Genomic DNA, 15,013 nt, shown 5'->3' with positions numbered 1-15,013 from the left:
GCCACAGGCGCACACAGGTGTCGGTCACGATCCGGAGTACAGCATGCTGCTGCACTCCGGTCAACTCACCGTCACCATGTGGACAGAGGGTGACAGGGCGCACGGTCAGCGCACACCGGAGCCGGCCTCAGCCTCCTCCTTCTTCTCCTCCTCCTGCTCCTTCTCCTCCGGCACGGCGCCGCCGAGCGTCGCCTCGGCCGCCGCGTACAGGTCGGCCGGACGCACCCCGTTCAGCGCGGTGACCAGGTGGCCGTCGGGGCGCACGAGCAGCACGCTGTGCGCCGGCGCACCCGGGTAGCCCTCGGCGACCAGCAGCTCGGCCGGGTGCGGAAGGGCCGCCACCGCGGCGGCGAGCCGGGGCATGACCCCGGCGGACACCCAGTGCTTGCGGTCCCACACGCCCGTGCCCGGCGCGATCAGCACGACGAGCAGCGCGCCACGGCCCAGCCGGTCGCGCAGCTGTACGAAGGAACCGTCCTCCGCGGTGACCCGTACATCGGCGACCGGTGAGCCGAACGGGGTGTCGACCTGGATCTCCGCCTCCAGATGCCGGGGCGTCAGCGGCGAGTCGGCGTACGCCCCCGGCGCACCCACCGGGCCGCGTCCCAGATGACCGTCCGTGAGCAGCGCGTCGTGGCCCCGGGCCGCGCCGGGCACGTAGTGCCGCAGCCCGCCCCCGCCGCGCAGCACCGGCAGCAGCTGGTCGGCGGCGCGCAGCCGGGCGGCGACCACCGCGCGCCGCTCGGCCTGGTAGCTGTCGAGCAGTGCCTCGTGGTGCCCGTGGTGCCAGGCCGGGGCCAGCTTCCAGGCCAGGTTGTCGGCGTCCCGGAGACCCTCGTCGAGCCCCTGGGTGCCGAGCGCGCCGAGCAGGTGGGCCGCGTCCCCGGCCAGGAAGACCCGGCCGGCGCGCCAGCGACGGGCGAGCCGGTGGTGAACCGTGTGGACACCGGTGTCGAGGAGGTCGTAGGCCGGTGTGGTGCCGTCCGTCCAGCCCGCGAGGGTCTCGCGGATCCGGGCCACCAGGATGTCGGGCGTGACCAGGTCCTTGCCCGGTGGCAGCAGCCAGTCCAGACGCCACACGCCGTCCGGGAGGGGGCGGGCGGTCACCTCCCCGGCCGAGGGCCCGGACGACCGCCACGGCGGCATCCGATGGAGCAACGCCTGGCCCTCCCAGGGAAGTTCCACGCGCAGGGCCGCGACCGCGTGCCGCTCCACCGAGGTACGGCCCGGGAAGCGGATGTCCTGCAGCTTGCGCACGGTCGAGCGGGGCCCGTCGCAGCCGACCAGGTAGCTTCCCCGCCACCAGGTTCCCTTGGGGCCACGGGTGTGGGCGGAGATGCCGGAACGCTCCTGCTCGATCGAGTCGAGCCGGCTGTCCGCGGCGACCTCGACCAGGGGCTCGTGCGCCACGGCCGCGCGCAGGGCACCCGTGAGGACGTGCTGGGCGAGGTGCAGCGGGGCCGCGGGGTCGCCCTCGTCGAAGGTGATCTCGGTCAGCACCTGCCGTCGCCTGACCGACCGCCATCCGGTCCATCTCACGCCGTGGTCGGCGACGGCGACCCCGGTCAGCCGCTCCAGCAGCGCGGCCGTGTCCTCGCGCAGCACGACGGTGCGTGCCGGGCGTGGTTCGTCCTTGCCGGGGCCCTCGTCCAGGACGACGGAGGGCACCTCCTGACGGGCCAGCGCCAGGGCGAGCGTGAGCCCGACGGGCCCCGCTCCGACGATGATCACCGGGTCCACGGTGCGGCGCCCCCTGCCCGCAGTGGTGCCCTGACGGACATGGAGGAACAGGAAGGTGAAGCGGGGTGCACGATCACAGAACGTATGCAACCCATTGGCAGAGTTTGCGTCAAGTGACCAGAGGCAGTGGCGATCATGCCACTGCCTCCGGGTGACGCATTCGGGTTTGACCTGACGTCAGGCTGCGATTCCGGTTCCCGCGGCGCCCGCGATGTTGACGGTGTCGTCGACACCGAGCACCGCGCCGGTCGACTTCTTGCGCCGCCGCAGCCGCCCCTCCAGCCAGCTCGCGAACGAGGTCAGCGAGAAGTTGATGACCACGAAGATCGTGGCGACGATCGTGAACGAGGCGATGGTGTTGGCACCGTAGTAGCCGCTCATCGTGTTGGCCGAGGCGAGCAGTTCGGGGAAGGTCAGGACCGCGCCGCCGAGCGCCGTGTCCTTCACGATCACGACCAGCTGGCTGACGATCGCCGGAAGCATCGCAGTGACCGACTGCGGCAGCAGGATGAGCCGCATCACCTGGTTCTTGCGCATACCGATCGCCATGGCCGCCTCGGACTGGCCCTTCGGCAGGGCGAGGATGCCCGCGCGGACGATCTCCGCCAGCACCGACGCGTTGTACAGCACCAGACCGGTCACGACTGCGTAGAGCGGACGGTCGTCGGAGGGGACGTCGGTGTACTGGGCGAACAGGGCGAGCCCGAAGATCATCAGGACCAGCACCGGGATCGCGCGGAAGAACTCCACGACCATCGCGACCGGGACACGTATCCATACGTGGTCCGAGAGGCGGGCGATGCCGAGCACGGCGCCGAGCGGGAGCGCGATGACCATCGACAGGGCCGCGGCCTTCAGGGTGTTCTGCAGACCCGGCCAGATGTACGTCGAGTAGGCCTCGGTGCCGGTGAAGAACGGCTTCCAGAGCACCCACTCCCACTGGCCCTTGTCGTCGAGCCCCTTGTACACCCACCACAGGACGGCCGCGAGGACGACGAGGAAGCCCGCCGTGTAGAGGATGTTGCGCCGCTTGGCCCGGGGGCCCTGGGCGTCGTACAGGACCGAACTCATCGCTTCACCGCCACCTTCTTGCCCACCCAGCCGAGGATCAGACCGGTCGGCAGGGTCAGGCAGCAGAATCCGAAGGCGATGAACGCGGAGATCAGCAGCAGCTGTGCCTCGTTCTCCACCATCTCCTTCATCAGGAGTGCCGCTTCCGCCACGCCGATCGCGGCCGCCACCGTCGTGTTCTTCGTCAACGCGATCAACACGTTGGTCAGCGGGGCGACGGCCGCGCGGAACGCCTGCGGCAGCACGATCAGGCCGAGAACCTGCGTGAAGCTCAGGCCGATGGCCCGGGCCGCCTCCGCCTGGCCGACCGGAACCGTGTTGATGCCGGCGCGGATCGCCTCGCAGACGAAGGCCGACGTGTAGACGGTCAGCCCGAGCACCGCCAGCCGGAAGGTGCTCGTGTCGACCTGGTCCGACCCCAGGGTGATGTTCAGCGTGTCCTTCAGGCCGAGCGAGGCGAACAGGATGATCACCGTGAGCGGGATGTTCCGCACGATGTTCACGTACGCGGTGCCGAAACCGCGCATCAGCGGCACCGGGCCCACCCGCATGCCGGCCAGCAGGGTGCCCCAGATCAGGGAGCCGACGGCCGACAGCAGCGTGAGCTGCACTGTCGTCCAGAAGGCGCCCAGCACGTCGTACTTGTCAAGAAAGTCGAACACGATCTCCCGCGCTTTCGCGTGTAGGGATGCCCGGGTGCGCCGCCGTCAGGAGCGGCGCACCCGTCGGGCGTTGCCTCAGCTCTTGATGTCGCCGATCTTCGGAGCGGGCTCGTTCTTGTAGCCGGCCGGGCCGAAGTTCTTGTCCACGGCCTTCTGCCAGGAACCGTCGGAGACCATCTCCTCCAGGGCCTTGTTGATCTTGGCCTTGAGGTCGCTGCCCTTCTTGACGCCGATGCCGTAGTTCTCGTTGGTCATCTTGAAGCCGCCGAGCTTGAACTTGCCCTTGAACTGGGACTGGGCGGCGTAACCGGCGAGGATCGAGTCGTCCGTCGTCAGCGCGTCGATCGCCTTGCTCTGCAGACCGGTCAGGCAGGCCGAGTACGTCGGGTACTGCTGGAGCTGCGCCTTGGGGGCCAGCTTGTCGTGGACGTTCTGCGCCGACGTGGAGCCGACGACCGAGCACAGCTTCTTCTTGTTCAGGTCCGCCGGCGACTTGATGGTGTTGTCGTCCGCGCGGATCAGCACGTCCTGGTGGGCCAGCAGGTACGGGCCGGCGAAGTCGACCTTCTGCTGACGCTCCGGGGTGATCGAGTAGGAGGCCGCGATGAAGTCGACGTCACCGCGCTGCAGCATGGTCTCGCGGTCGGCGCTCTTCGACTCCTTCCACTCGATCTGGTCGGGCTTGTAGCCGAGCTTGCCGGCCACGTAGGTCGCCACGTCGACGTCGAAGCCCGCGTAGCCCTGCGGGGTCTTCTGGCCGATGCCGGGCTGGTCGAACTTGATGCCGACGGCGATCTTCTTGCCGCCGCCGGAGCCGTTGTCGTCCTTCTTGTCGCCGCCGCACGCGGTGGCGGACACGGTGAGGGCCAGTACGACGGCGGAGGCGGCGGTGACCTTGCGGAGCTTCATCGTGAACATCCTTTGAGTGGTGAGGAACGCGGTCCGTGAGGGACGGGTGGCGCCGGGGCGGCCGCAGCGAGCGGGCCCGGTGGCGTCAGTGGTGCAGGATCTTCGACAGGAAGTCCTTGGCCCGGTCACTGCGCGGATTGCTGAAGAACTGGTCGGGCGCAGCCTCTTCGACGATGCGACCGTCCGCCATGAAGACCACCCGGTTTGCAGCCGATCGTGCGAAACCCATCTCATGGGTGACGACGATCATGGTCATGCCCTCCCGGGCGAGCTGTTGCATGACCTCGAGGACCTCGTTGATCATCTCGGGGTCGAGGGCCGAGGTCGGCTCGTCGAAGAGCATGACCTTCGGGTCCATAGCCAGCGCCCGGGCGATCGCGACGCGCTGCTGCTGGCCGCCGGACAGCTGGGCCGGGTACTTGTCGGCCTGGGCGCCGACACCGACCCGGTCGAGCAGGGCACGGGCCTTCTCCTCGGCCTGCTTCTTGTCCGCCTTGCGGACCTTGACCTGCCCGAGGACGACGTTCTCGAGCACGGTCTTGTGGGCGAAGAGGTTGAAGGACTGGAAGACCATTCCGACGTCGGCGCGCAGCCGGGCCAGCTCCCTGCCCTCGTGGGGCAGCGGCTTTCCGTCGATCGTGATGGCGCCCGAGTCGATCGTCTCCAGGCGGTTGATGGTGCGGCACAGGGTCGACTTTCCGGACCCGGAGGGCCCGATGACCACGACGACCTCACCGCGGGCGATCGTCAGGTCGATGTCCTGGAGTACGTGCAACGCGCCGAAGTGCTTGTTGACGCTCTTCAGGACGACCAGTTCGCCGGACGCGGCCACGTCTTCCTTGGCCACCGATACTTTGGTCATCGCTCTCAGGCTCCGTCCTCCTCGGTTTCGGTGGACAGTAGTGATGGCCGGTGACCAGCGTCATCACATCTGAGGGGAATCTGAGCATCACGATCCGATAGCAATCGGACACGTGTCGTAGCACTTGAGACCCGTGCGTATATCGGGGGGATAACGGAAGCGCCAGGCAACCGGAACCCTCTTGACGCCGTCCTTCTCCATCGGCGTGACTTCCATGGTGCACGCGTGCGTGCGCGCGATCTACAAGCCGAACGAGAACCATGACCGTATGACCGCTGAACCGGAGGGGGCCGGGATGAGACTGCTGCTCGTCGAGGACGACAACCATGTCGCGGCCGCGCTGTCCGCGGTCCTCGCGCGGCACGGATTCGACGTCACCCACGCGCGCAGCGGCGAGGAGGCCCTCCAGGCACTCGTCCCCGAGGGCGCCGGATTCGGCGTGGTCCTGCTCGACCTGGGCCTGCCCGACCAGGACGGCTACGAGGTGTGCGGCAAGATCCGCAAGCGCACCGGCACCCCGGTGATCATGGTCACCGCGCGCTCCGACGTCCGCTCCCGCATCCACGGGCTCAACCTGGGCGCCGACGACTACGTGGTGAAGCCGTACGACACCGGGGAGCTGCTCGCCCGGATCCACGCGGTCAGCCGGCGCACCGCCCACGAGGACGCGGCACCGGGCGCCGAGACCTCGCTGCGTCTCGGTTCCGTGCTCATCGAACTGCCCAACCGCCAGGTCAGCGTGGGAGGTTCGGTGGTCCAGCTGACCCGCAAGGAGTTCGACCTGCTCGCGCTGCTCGCCCAGCGGCCGGGCGTCGTCTTCCGGCGGGAACAGATCATCAGTGAGGTCTGGCGCACCAGCTGGGAGGGCACCGGCCGCACCCTGGAGGTGCACGTCGCCTCCCTGCGCGCCAAGCTGCGCATGCCCGCGCTGATCGAGACGGTACGGGGCGTCGGCTACCGGCTCGTCGCGCCGGCCGCCTAGCGGGGCCGGGTGCGCACACGGCTCCTGCCGCTGCTCATCGTCCTGATGGCGGCCGTACTCCTCGCCCTCGGTCTCCCGCTCGCCGTCAGCGTGGCCGCGGCCCAGCAGCAGAAGGTGGTCGTCGACCGGATCGACGACACCGCGCGCTTCGCCGCGCTCGCGCAGTTCGTCACCGATGCGCCGAGCGGATCCCGACGTACTGCCCCGGACGAGCGCCAGGCGACGCTCCGCCGGGAACTGGACAGCTATTACGACGTCTACGGCATCCGTGTGGGTGTCTTCTACGGCAACGGCTCGGTCATGGCCAACGCCCCGGACGACTGGGTCGTCCCGCAGACGGGGGAGGTCCGGGAGGCGTTCGGCGAGGCGCTGCTGAGCCGCCGCAGCCACGACCCCCGGCAGGTGTGGCCCTGGCAGCGCAGCCGGCTGATCGTCGCCTCGCCGGTGATCCGGGACGGGGACGTCGTGGCGGTCGTCGTCACCGACTCGCCCACCGGGCAGATGCGTTCGCGGATCCTGCGCGGCTGGCTGTTCATCGGGGCCGGCGAGTTCGCCGCGATGCTGCTCGCCGTGGGCGCCGCACTGCGGCTGACCGGCTGGGTGCTCCGGCCGGTACGGATCCTGGACGCCACCACCCACGACATCGCCACCGGACGCCTCAAGTCCCGGGTGGCGGTGGCCGGCGGGCCGCCGGAACTCAGGAGGCTGGCCCGGTCGTTCAACGAGATGGCGGACAACGTCGAGGAAGTGCTGGAGCAGCAGCGCGCCTTCGTCGCGGACGCCTCGCACCAGCTGCGCAACCCGCTCTCGGCGCTGCTGCTGCGCATCGAGCTGCTCGCCCTGGAACTCCCGCAGGGCAACGAGGAGATCGCCTCGGTCCGCACCGAGGGCAAGCGCCTGGCGCAGGTCCTGGACGACCTGCTCGACCTGGCGCTGGCCGAGCACGCCGCGGCCGACCTCAGGCTGACCGATGTCGGAGCCCTGGCCGGGGAGCGGGTGGCCGCCTGGTCGCCGACCGCCGCCGCCAAGGGCGTCCGGCTGGTCGGCGACTGCCCGCCCATCACCGCCTGGGCCGACTCGATCACCCTCTCCAGCGCGCTGGACGCGGTGATCGACAACGCCGTGAAGTTCACCCCGGAGGGCGGCACGGTCGAGATCGTCGTCGCCTCCAACGGCGACACCTCGACGGTCGTGGTCACGGACACCGGCCCCGGCCTCACCGACGAGGAACTCGCCCGCGTGGGCGACCGGTTCTGGCGCAGCGGCCGCCATCAGAACGTCAAGGGCTCGGGTCTGGGCCTGTCCATCACCCGCGCCCTGCTCGCGGCGGGCGGCGGCTCGATCACCTACGCGCACCACGAGCCGGGGGGACTCCAGGTGACCGTGGCGGTGCCGAGGAACCCGGACGGCCTCTGAGGTCTCACCGAGAACAGGGCCTCACCGAGCAGGTCCTCACCGAACCGAGAACAGAGGCCGAGAACAGAGTCTCACCGAGCAGGCACTGAGCGAATAGACACTGACCGAGCAGGCACTGACCGAGCAGGCACAGAGCGAGCAGGCACGGGCCGACTAGGGCTTCATCGACCTGTAGTACCGCCGGGCGCCCTCCTGCAGAGGCAGCGGGTCGGTGTAGATCGCCGTACGAAGGTCGACGAGCTGGGCCGAGTGGACATGGGCGCCGATGCCGTCGCGGCTCTTGATCACCGTGCGGGTCAGCCACTCGGTCAGCCGGGGATCCATGTCCTTGCGGGTCATCAGCACGTTGGACACCGCGATCGTCGGCACCGCGGTGCCGTGCTGCACCGACGGGTAGGCCGTCTCGGGCATGTTGGTGGCCCGGTAGTAGCGGGCGGCGTCCCCGCCGGCGTGCAGCTTGGTGACGAGGTCGCCGTCGATCGGTACGAACCTGAAGGCGTACTTCTCGGCCAGCTCGACCAGCCCCTTGGTGGGCAGGCCGCCCGACCAGAAGAAGGCGTCGATCTTGCCGTGCCGCAAGCGGTCCGGGCCGGTGTCTATGCCCTCCGCCATCGGCGTGATGTCCTTGTGCGGGTCGATGCCCGCGGCTCTGAGCACCCGGTTCGCGATCAGCCGCACCCCGGAGTCGGGCAGCCCGGTGGCGACCCGCTTGTGCCGCAGGTCCGCGACGCTGTCGACCTTCGAGTCGCGCGGCACGATCAGCTGCACGTAGTCGTCGTAGAGCCGGGCCACACCGCGCAGCCGGTCCGCGCCGCTGCGGTGCCGAAGCTCGTACGTCTCCACCGCGTCGGCCGCCGCGATCGTGAAGTCGGCCTTCCCGGTCGCCACCCGCTCGACGTTCTCCTGCGAGCCGGCGCTGTTCAGCAGCTTCACCTGCAGCCCGGGCATGTCCCTGGCCAGTTCGTTGCGCAGCCGCTCGCCGTACTCCTGGTAGACCCCGCGGGGTGTGCCGGTGCTGAAGACGATCGTCCCGCTCGGCGGGGTCTCGCCCAGCGGCAGCAGCCACCACAGCAGCAGCCCGAGGGCCACGACGCCGACGGTCGCGCCCTGGAGCGACCGGCGCCTGCTGACACGGGGGAACACCTTGGACATGCGGGCGATCCTGCCAGGCCGTGCGCCGGGCTGACCAGGGGCGGGGTCACTCCGGGCCCCCGGGAAGCGCGGCGGGACTGTCGGTGGCGGCCGTTAGAGTCGCCGTATGAGCTCTTCGCCCGCCCGACTCGTCCGTGAGTTCCACCGCGTCTTCGGCCTCGACACCCGCGCCACGCCGACGGAGGTGGGACCCGAACTGGCCGCGCACCGCGGGGAACTGCTCGCCGAGGAGGCCGCGGAGGTCGCCGAGGTCTCGGTCGAGGGCCCGCTGGACAAGCTCGCCCACGAACTGGCGGACGTGGTGTACGTGGCCTACGGCACCGCACTGGTCCACGGGATCGATCTCGACGAGGTGATCGCCGAGATCCACCGCGCCAACATGAGCAAGCTGGGCCCGGACGGCCAGATCGCCCGCCGCTCGGACGGCAAGGTCCTCAAGGGCGAGCACTACCGGGCGCCGGACGTGTCGGCCGTGCTGCGCCGCCAGGGATGGACACCCGGCGGCGCAGCCTGACGGCTACGACGACAGGGAGCCGCCCGCCAGCTTCCACTCGCGGTGCAGGGAGCCCAGCGGCACGCTCCGCTGCAGCACCGGCGTGCCGAAGATGGAGAGCTGGATCCGCAGGGTGCCCGACAGGTCGACGCCGCCGTACACCGCCCAGGTGCCCTCGGCCTTCACATCGGGTGTGTCGGAGGAGGCGGTGACGGTCCCGGCGGCCTCGCCGCGCAGGTACGGCGCCAGGTCGGCGGTGACGCCGACGGTGCCGTAGAGGCCGACGGTCGCCTCGGCGCCGAGAGCCGTCTGCACGCTCCCGGCGGTGGTCAGGGAGGCCCGGACGGGCGTGCTCTTCATGTCGGAGGAGCTGACCGGCGTCCACCCCTTGCCGACCCCGAAGGTGCCGCCCGCCTTGAAGTCGCCCTTGAGGCTCTGCTCGACGTCGACGGTCACGTGTCCGTCGGCGCTGATCTGGAAGTAGCAGGTCAGGTCGAGGTTGACGACGACGGGGACCGGGCCGACCTGCAGGACGGGGTCGGCGTGCAGCTTGGCGAACGGGATCCGCAGCGGGGTGCCGGTGGTCGCGGCGGCGCGGCCCTTCACGGCCCATCCGGAGGTCCAGTCGCCGGACACCCCGAGGTAGGCCGAGCCGGGCGTCGCGTCGGTCCCGGTGCCGCCGTAGCTGAAGTCGACCTGCGGGGCCACCTGGACGAACCCGGACACCGAGGCGCCGGCCGAGGCCGGGGCGCCCTCGGCCGTCTGCACCTTGGCGCCGACGTCGAGCCGGAGGCTGCCGAGCGGCACGGTCGCGCCCTTGGGTCCGACGTGCACGTCACCGGCCTTGGACCAGGAGACCTTTACGTCGGGCAGCAGCTTGTCGACGGCGAAGGAGGACGGGTCGACCGGCACGGTGCCCTTGGCCGTGTCGGCACCCAGCAGCGAGTTGAGCGCCGCCGGTTCGGTCTGCACCTCGGTGCCCCGGTCGCTCTCGCCGATCACCTTGGTGACCTTGGCGAGCAGGCCGTGCGGGGCCCCGGGCGCGGGGGCGCTGGCGATGACGTCGCCCACGGCGGCCCGGTGCGGCGCCGCCGAGGAGGTGGGCGAGGGGGGCGCGGGGGTCTGCGAAGTCCCGCTCCTCGCCGGTGCCTTGGAGATGACGGCGCGTCGGGTCCGGCTGTCGTACGAGCTGACGGTGAGTGCGGTCTTGTGCGCCCGCCGGTCCGTGCCGGAGGTGCCGGCCGTGGCGGTCGCGGTGGCGGCGGGGGCGGCCGCGACGGTGAGCGAGTGGCCGGTGTCGCCGGTGGGGCCTTCGGTGGCCCGGACGTCCTGGCTCTGGCCCGCCGCCGGTGGCGCGGCGTGCGGCGGGGAAGAGGAGCAGCCCGCGGCGAGGAAGAGGGCGGTCACGGCGAAGGCGGGCAGGAGGGCACGGCGGTGCCTCGTGCGTCTGCGCAAGGTCGGTCCTGGGGTGAAGTGGGGGGTGGTGAAAAAGGGCAGCACCGACGGCCGGCTACCTATGGGTAGAACCGGCCGGTAACTCGGTGGTGAGCCATGAGCATGCCATGGCTGCGCGCACGGACCGCGCACAATTCGGCCACAACCCAACGTGACCTGGAACACGGTGAGTTCAGGCCGTGCGGTGGCCGGAACCCAGTCAGGGGGGCGAGACCCAGTCAGGGGGGGCGAGTCCCGGTCTGGGGGCGAGTCCCGGTCAGGGGGGCGAGTCCGCCGACCCGCCCCCTCCCCGCAGGACGGAGGTCAGCCCGTCAGCCCCGTGCCGCCGAGCCGGGTCAACAGACCGGAGAGCAGGGCGATGTCCTCCTCGCTCCACGCGGGACCGACGAAGATCTCGGAGGCCGTCTCCTTGGCCGTGGCCAGCATCTCCGTCAGGCGCTCCCGGCCGGTCCCGGTCAGCGACGCGTAGGCCACGCGCGCGTCACGGGCGTCCGGCTCGCGGGTCACCAGCCCGATCCGCTCCAGGGGAGCCAGCCCGCGGGTCACCCCGGAGGCGGTCAGCCCCAGCGCCTCGGCCAGATCGACCCGGCGCATCCGGCCGCCGGGAGCCTGCCCCAGGCGCAGCAGCATCGTGAAGTCGGCCAGGCTCACCCCGTGCAGCCCGCCGAGCCGGGCGTCGAAGCGCCGCACGAGCGCCGTCTGCGCCCGCACCAGCCGCAGCGAGGCGTCCAGGGCGTCACTCATCACTCACCGGCATCCCGCTCGCCGCCCTCCTGTTGATTGCCATCTCCTTGACTACTCAAGTTTATGCGCGGCCGGAACGCGCGGCACGCCGCTGCCGCTTCCCCAGGGGTGCCTGGGAGAGGTCCTCCGCGCTGGACCTGAGGTTCTTGAAGCCGTAGCCACGCTCCGTCAGCCACGCCTTCGCCGCCTCCTCGGCCCGCTCGGTCGCCTCCAGGATGTCCTCCTCTTCCTCCCCGGTGTCCGAGAAGCGGAAGACGAAGGCGGGCCGGGCGGCGATGTCGTAGCTGAGGTGCCCCTCGGGCGTGTAGGCGGCGTGCAGCACGTCGTGCCGGGCGGCGTCGGCGAGCAGTTCGGCCCGCTGGGCCTCGCCGAGCCCGTCGAAGGCGCCGCGGACCGTGATACGGAAGGTTCGGGTACTCATCCCGCGACCTTAGGCACGGAGTGCGGCACGCCTCCACCGGGTTTCCGGCACGAAACTAGACTTTGGGGGGAAGGCGGTGGCGTTCCATGCCGTACGTGACTGTGACCGCGCTGAGCCATCCCGGGCTGCTCCGCGAGCGGAACGAGGACAGCCTCGTGGTGGGCCCGTGGACGCTGTGTGCCACCGTGACCGAGAGCCCGCAGACCCTGTTCTTCCCGCTCGGGTCGCCTCTGGTGGTCGCCGTGGCGGACGGACTCGGCGGGCATCCCGGCGGTGACGTGGCCAGTGCGCTGGTCGTCCGCCGGATCGCGTCCATCGGCTCCTCCCTGGGTAGCGAGGGCGCCGTCCGCGACGCCCTCAGCGCCTGCAACCGCGCGGTGTACCTGGCCGCCGGCGGCGACGACGCGAGCGAGCTGGCCGCCATGGGGACGACGGTCGCCGGCATCGTCGTACAGCCCGGCTCGCTCATGGTGTTCAACGTGGGCGACAGCCGGGTCCTCGCCGCCTCCGAGGACGGGCTGCGCCAGCTGAGCGTCGACGACAGCCCACCCCTCGAGCCCGGGCAGCGCACCACCTCCATCGTCACCCAGTGCCTCGGCGGCAGTCCCGGCTACCGCCCCATCCGCCCGCATGTGGCGGCCGTGCCCCTGACGCCCGGCGACCGCTACCTCATCTGCACCGACGGACTGACCGATCCGGTGCCGCCGGAGGTCCTGGACGACGTCATGCGGGAGCGCGACGACAACCGCGCTGCCTTCGAGCTGTGGAAGGCCGCCATCGCGGCCGGCGGTCCCGACAACATCACGCTCGCGGTCGCGCGCGTCGTGGACGAGTAGCCCGGTCCCGGCCGGGGTGGCCCCGGTGGATGAGGGCGGCCCGGGCCGCCGGGTGGTCCGGCCCCGGTCCCTCGGCCGGCTCGTCGCGAAGGCTGCTGCCGGGCGCCCGAATGTGCCCGCCGGACGCCCGGATCGATCACGCGGTCGGCGACCGGGCGAACACCGGGCGACGTCCGGGCCCGGTGTTCACCGCACCCGGATTCCACTGCTTACCTGGAGTCGGGCCGGAACGGCGGACGGAGGAGGCGTGGACGTCGGGGGAGCGACCGCGCTCGTGGTCGCGGTCGTCGGAGTCGTCGGGACGCTGCTGTCCGCGCTGCTGACCCAGCGCGCGGCCGACCGCAGCCGCCGGCGCGAGCAGGAGCACGCCGAGGAACTGCAGGAGCGGCGCAGGCAGGCCCAGGAGCTGCGGTCGTGCTACGTGGCCCTGAACACCTCCGCCCGGCATTATCTGGCCGCGCTCACCGACCAGTTGCACGCGCTGGGCCGCACCGAGGACGGGCGGGTCGTACGGCAGCGGCTCACCGAAGCCCGTGACCAGTACCGGGACGTGTACGCGGAGGCGCAGCTGCGGGTGCCGGAGCGCGTGCTCGACCTCGCGGGCGACTTCAGCCGTGACCTGGGCACGGTCTACGGCATGGTCCGGCGCCTGGACGAGGGCGCCCCGCGCGCCGGTGACTCGCCGGCCGCCGTGCAGCAGGGCATCGACGCGTTGTGGGGCGGACTGCGGCGGATACGGCGGGCGATGAGGGTCGAACTGGGCGCCTCCTGGGTGGATTTCGGGCGATGAGCACCCGAAGCCCGGGATCTTGTCGCCACCGGTCCGGTGGATCGGCATAGTGGCGCTCAGGCCGAGGGCAGAAGCAGGTACCGAAGGGGGGAACGCATGAGCGACGACGGTACGGGCGACGGCCCCGGCGGTTCGACGGAGCGGCTGCTCGTCCTGATCGGCGAGCACCGGGACGCCATCCGCGAGGCGCTCGACGACGAGCAGTACGCGCTGCTGCTGGCCCGGCTGGAGGCCCTCGCGGCCACGGACGCGGCCGACGACAGGGCGGTGCGCCGGGCGTCCCAGAGGGTTCGGCTGGCCCTGCTGCCCCTGCCGCTGGACCATCCCGTACGCAGGGCGCTGGACTCCGTACGACTCGGCGCGGCGCCGCCCGGCCCGAGGACCGTGGTGGGGGCTCGCGAATTGATGGCTCTGCTGACCGCGCTGCCGAGCGCCCCCGAACCGGCGTACGGCACCGCGTCCGAAGAGGACCGGATGCTGCTCGGGGCGCCGTCCCTCTCGGCCGACGAGGCGCGGGTCCGCTGCGGCGGCGCGCCGCCCCCAGAGCTGATCAGACTGACGGATCCCCAGGACGGCGACCGCTATCCGGAGTTCCAGTTCGGCGCGGGCGACGGTACCCCGCGCGAGGTCGTCCTCCGGGTCAACCGGCTGCTCCTCGCCGACATCGACCCCTGGGGCGCCGCGGCCTGGTGGCTGAACGGCAACACCTGGCTGGGCGGGACACCCGCGTCGCTGCTCGGCCGGCTGCCGGACCATCGGCTGGTCGGCGCTGCCGCCGCACTGGTGGAGGGGGACTGATGAGCGGCTTCTTCCCGATGATCGAGCTGGAGTTGCGCCCCAACCGTCTGGTGATCCCGGCCGGTGCGGAACTGTGGCGGGTGCACCAGTCCAAGTACGCGCCGGACCAGTTCAGCCCGAAGCTCGCGGACATCCATTTCGGCGGGGGCCGCTTCGAGGGCACGGTGCTGGATCCGTACCACAGCCTGTACCTGGCGGACACCGGGCTCACCGCCCTCGCGGAGAGCGTGCTGCGCTCGCGGCCCTTCGAACTGCCGGCCGGTACACGGCGGATCCCCTACAGCGCCGTCTGGCGGCGGTCGCTGAGCGGCCTGCGCACCCGGTGCGAGCTGAACCTGGTCTCCCTGGTCGACGGGCAGGATCTGGCCGCCGTCTGCCAGGACTCCACGCTCCTGGAGGACGAGAGCAACTACGCGCTCGCACGGCGCTGGTCGAGCGAGATCCGGGCGCAGGCACCCGATGCGATGGGGCTGATCTGGGAGTCCCGGCGCAACCGGGCCCAGCGCGCCCTGGTGCTCTTCCACGACCGCTTCGAGCACTGCGACGGCGGGCCGCTGGAGGTGCTGCGGGACGGCGGGATCCCGGACCTGGGCTCCCAGGAGGGCATGAAGAAGGCCAACGAGATCCTCGAACCGCTGCGGGCGGTCATCTCGGAGCCCGTGTGGCAGTGATGTGGGGACGG

At 71.2% G+C, this 15,013-nt stretch carries 16 protein-coding genes; 7 read left to right on the top strand and 9 right to left on the bottom strand.

Annotation, left to right across the window (positions count from 1 at the left end; translation table 11 throughout):
- Positions 1-105: 105 nt before the first annotated feature.
- The 5 genes from FB157_RS25640 to FB157_RS25620 form a co-directional block, all read right to left on the bottom strand.
- Positions 106-1,740, bottom strand: a complete 1,635-nt coding sequence (locus tag FB157_RS25640; protein ID WP_145882995.1) for an FAD-dependent monooxygenase — start codon at positions 1,738-1,740, stop codon at positions 106-108.
- 177 nt (positions 1,741-1,917) lie between these two features.
- Entirely contained in the window at positions 1,918-2,811 is an 894-nt protein-coding gene (locus tag FB157_RS25635; protein WP_145882994.1) for an amino acid ABC transporter permease, read from the bottom strand.
- Positions 2,808-3,473, bottom strand: coding sequence for an amino acid ABC transporter permease (locus tag FB157_RS25630; protein ID WP_145882993.1), 666 nt, complete (start codon positions 3,471-3,473; stop codon positions 2,808-2,810). The genes FB157_RS25635 and FB157_RS25630 overlap by 4 nt, the downstream gene beginning before the upstream one ends.
- Positions 3,474-3,548: 75 nt before the next feature.
- Positions 3,549-4,382, bottom strand: coding sequence for a glutamate ABC transporter substrate-binding protein (locus FB157_RS25625; RefSeq protein ID WP_145882992.1), 834 nt, complete (start codon positions 4,380-4,382; stop codon positions 3,549-3,551).
- An 85-nt stretch (positions 4,383-4,467) separates the two neighbouring features.
- Positions 4,468-5,244, bottom strand: a complete 777-nt coding sequence (locus FB157_RS25620; protein ID WP_145882991.1) for an amino acid ABC transporter ATP-binding protein — start codon at positions 5,242-5,244, stop codon at positions 4,468-4,470.
- Positions 5,245-5,539: 295 nt separating this feature from the next.
- On the opposite strand from FB157_RS25620, the gene FB157_RS25615 reads away from it, so the two are divergent.
- Together FB157_RS25615 and FB157_RS25610 are read left to right on the top strand one after the other, a co-directional pair.
- Entirely contained in the window at positions 5,540-6,226 is a 687-nt protein-coding gene (locus tag FB157_RS25615; RefSeq protein ID WP_145883031.1) for a response regulator transcription factor, read from the top strand.
- Positions 6,227-6,235: 9 nt separating this feature from the next.
- Positions 6,236-7,642 (top strand): HAMP domain-containing sensor histidine kinase, encoded by a 1,407-nt coding sequence (locus FB157_RS25610; RefSeq protein ID WP_145882990.1) that lies wholly within the window; start codon positions 6,236-6,238, stop codon positions 7,640-7,642.
- Between the two features lie 153 nt (positions 7,643-7,795).
- On the opposite strand, the gene FB157_RS25605 is transcribed toward FB157_RS25610, so the two are convergent.
- Entirely contained in the window at positions 7,796-8,794 is a 999-nt protein-coding gene (locus FB157_RS25605) for a TAXI family TRAP transporter solute-binding subunit (RefSeq protein WP_145882989.1), read from the bottom strand.
- A 106-nt stretch (positions 8,795-8,900) separates the two neighbouring features.
- On the opposite strand from FB157_RS25605, the gene FB157_RS25600 reads away from it, so the two are divergent.
- A complete protein-coding gene (locus tag FB157_RS25600) occupies positions 8,901-9,308 on the top strand; it encodes a MazG nucleotide pyrophosphohydrolase domain-containing protein (protein ID WP_145882988.1) in 408 nt (135 codons plus the stop codon).
- A gap of 3 nt (positions 9,309-9,311) precedes the next feature.
- On the opposite strand, the gene FB157_RS25595 is transcribed toward FB157_RS25600, so the two are convergent.
- The 3 genes from FB157_RS25595 to FB157_RS25585 all read right to left on the bottom strand — a co-directional run bounded on the left by FB157_RS25595 (position 9,312) and on the right by FB157_RS25585 (position 11,907).
- Entirely contained in the window at positions 9,312-10,742 is a 1,431-nt protein-coding gene (locus tag FB157_RS25595; protein ID WP_261386523.1) for a hypothetical protein, read from the bottom strand.
- A 303-nt stretch (positions 10,743-11,045) separates the two neighbouring features.
- Positions 11,046-11,486, bottom strand: coding sequence for a MarR family winged helix-turn-helix transcriptional regulator (locus FB157_RS25590; RefSeq protein ID WP_145882987.1), 441 nt, complete (start codon positions 11,484-11,486; stop codon positions 11,046-11,048).
- Between the two features lie 61 nt (positions 11,487-11,547).
- Complete coding sequence (locus FB157_RS25585; RefSeq protein WP_145882986.1) at positions 11,548-11,907, bottom strand: DUF6204 family protein; 360 nt, start codon at positions 11,905-11,907, stop codon at positions 11,548-11,550.
- A gap of 86 nt (positions 11,908-11,993) precedes the next feature.
- On the opposite strand from FB157_RS25585, the gene FB157_RS25580 reads away from it, so the two are divergent.
- The 4 genes from FB157_RS25580 to FB157_RS25565 all read left to right on the top strand — a co-directional run bounded on the left by FB157_RS25580 (position 11,994) and on the right by FB157_RS25565 (position 15,002).
- The gene (locus FB157_RS25580) at positions 11,994-12,743 is read left to right on the top strand and encodes a PP2C family serine/threonine-protein phosphatase (RefSeq protein WP_145882985.1); all 750 of its coding nucleotides are present in this window, start codon (positions 11,994-11,996) and stop codon (positions 12,741-12,743) included.
- Between the two features lie 247 nt (positions 12,744-12,990).
- Positions 12,991-13,533, top strand: coding sequence for a hypothetical protein (locus tag FB157_RS25575; protein ID WP_145882984.1), 543 nt, complete (start codon positions 12,991-12,993; stop codon positions 13,531-13,533).
- A 96-nt stretch (positions 13,534-13,629) separates the two neighbouring features.
- Positions 13,630-14,331 carry a hypothetical protein gene (locus FB157_RS25570; RefSeq protein WP_145882983.1) on the top strand — a complete coding sequence of 234 codons (702 nt, stop codon included), beginning with the start codon at positions 13,630-13,632 and terminating at the stop codon, positions 14,329-14,331.
- Positions 14,331-15,002, top strand: coding sequence for an RES family NAD+ phosphorylase (locus FB157_RS25565; RefSeq protein ID WP_145882982.1), 672 nt, complete (start codon positions 14,331-14,333; stop codon positions 15,000-15,002). The genes FB157_RS25570 and FB157_RS25565 overlap by 1 nt, the downstream gene beginning before the upstream one ends.
- Positions 15,003-15,013: the final 11 nt, after the last annotated feature.

The organism is Streptomyces sp. BK340 (assembly GCF_007827595.1).
Classification (GTDB): Bacteria; Actinomycetota; Actinomycetes; order Streptomycetales; family Streptomycetaceae; genus Streptomyces.
This window is presented reverse-complemented; position numbering and strand designations above follow the sequence as displayed.

What these genes read in the sequence shown, in the direction of transcription:
- FB157_RS25635 (WP_145882994.1), bottom strand. Translation starts at nt 2,811, where the DNA reads ATGAGTTCGGTCCTGTACGACGCCCAGGGCCCCCGGGCCAAGCGGCGC.
- FB157_RS25625 (WP_145882992.1), bottom strand. Translation starts at nt 4,382, where the DNA reads ATGAAGCTCCGCAAGGTCACCGCCGCCTCCGCCGTCGTACTGGCCCTC.
- FB157_RS25620 (WP_145882991.1), bottom strand. Translation starts at nt 5,244, where the DNA reads ATGACCAAAGTATCGGTGGCCAAGGAAGACGTGGCCGCGTCCGGCGAA.
- FB157_RS25615 (WP_145883031.1), top strand. Translation starts at nt 5,540, where the DNA reads ATGAGACTGCTGCTCGTCGAGGACGACAACCATGTCGCGGCCGCGCTG.
- FB157_RS25605 (WP_145882989.1), bottom strand. Translation starts at nt 8,794, where the DNA reads ATGTCCAAGGTGTTCCCCCGTGTCAGCAGGCGCCGGTCGCTCCAGGGC.
- FB157_RS25600 (WP_145882988.1), top strand. Translation starts at nt 8,901, where the DNA reads ATGAGCTCTTCGCCCGCCCGACTCGTCCGTGAGTTCCACCGCGTCTTC.
- FB157_RS25590 (WP_145882987.1), bottom strand. Translation starts at nt 11,486, where the DNA reads ATGAGTGACGCCCTGGACGCCTCGCTGCGGCTGGTGCGGGCGCAGACG.
- FB157_RS25585 (WP_145882986.1), bottom strand. Translation starts at nt 11,907, where the DNA reads ATGAGTACCCGAACCTTCCGTATCACGGTCCGCGGCGCCTTCGACGGG.
- FB157_RS25580 (WP_145882985.1), top strand. Translation starts at nt 11,994, where the DNA reads ATGCCGTACGTGACTGTGACCGCGCTGAGCCATCCCGGGCTGCTCCGC.
- FB157_RS25570 (WP_145882983.1), top strand. Translation starts at nt 13,630, where the DNA reads ATGAGCGACGACGGTACGGGCGACGGCCCCGGCGGTTCGACGGAGCGG.
- FB157_RS25565 (WP_145882982.1), top strand. Translation starts at nt 14,331, where the DNA reads ATGAGCGGCTTCTTCCCGATGATCGAGCTGGAGTTGCGCCCCAACCGT.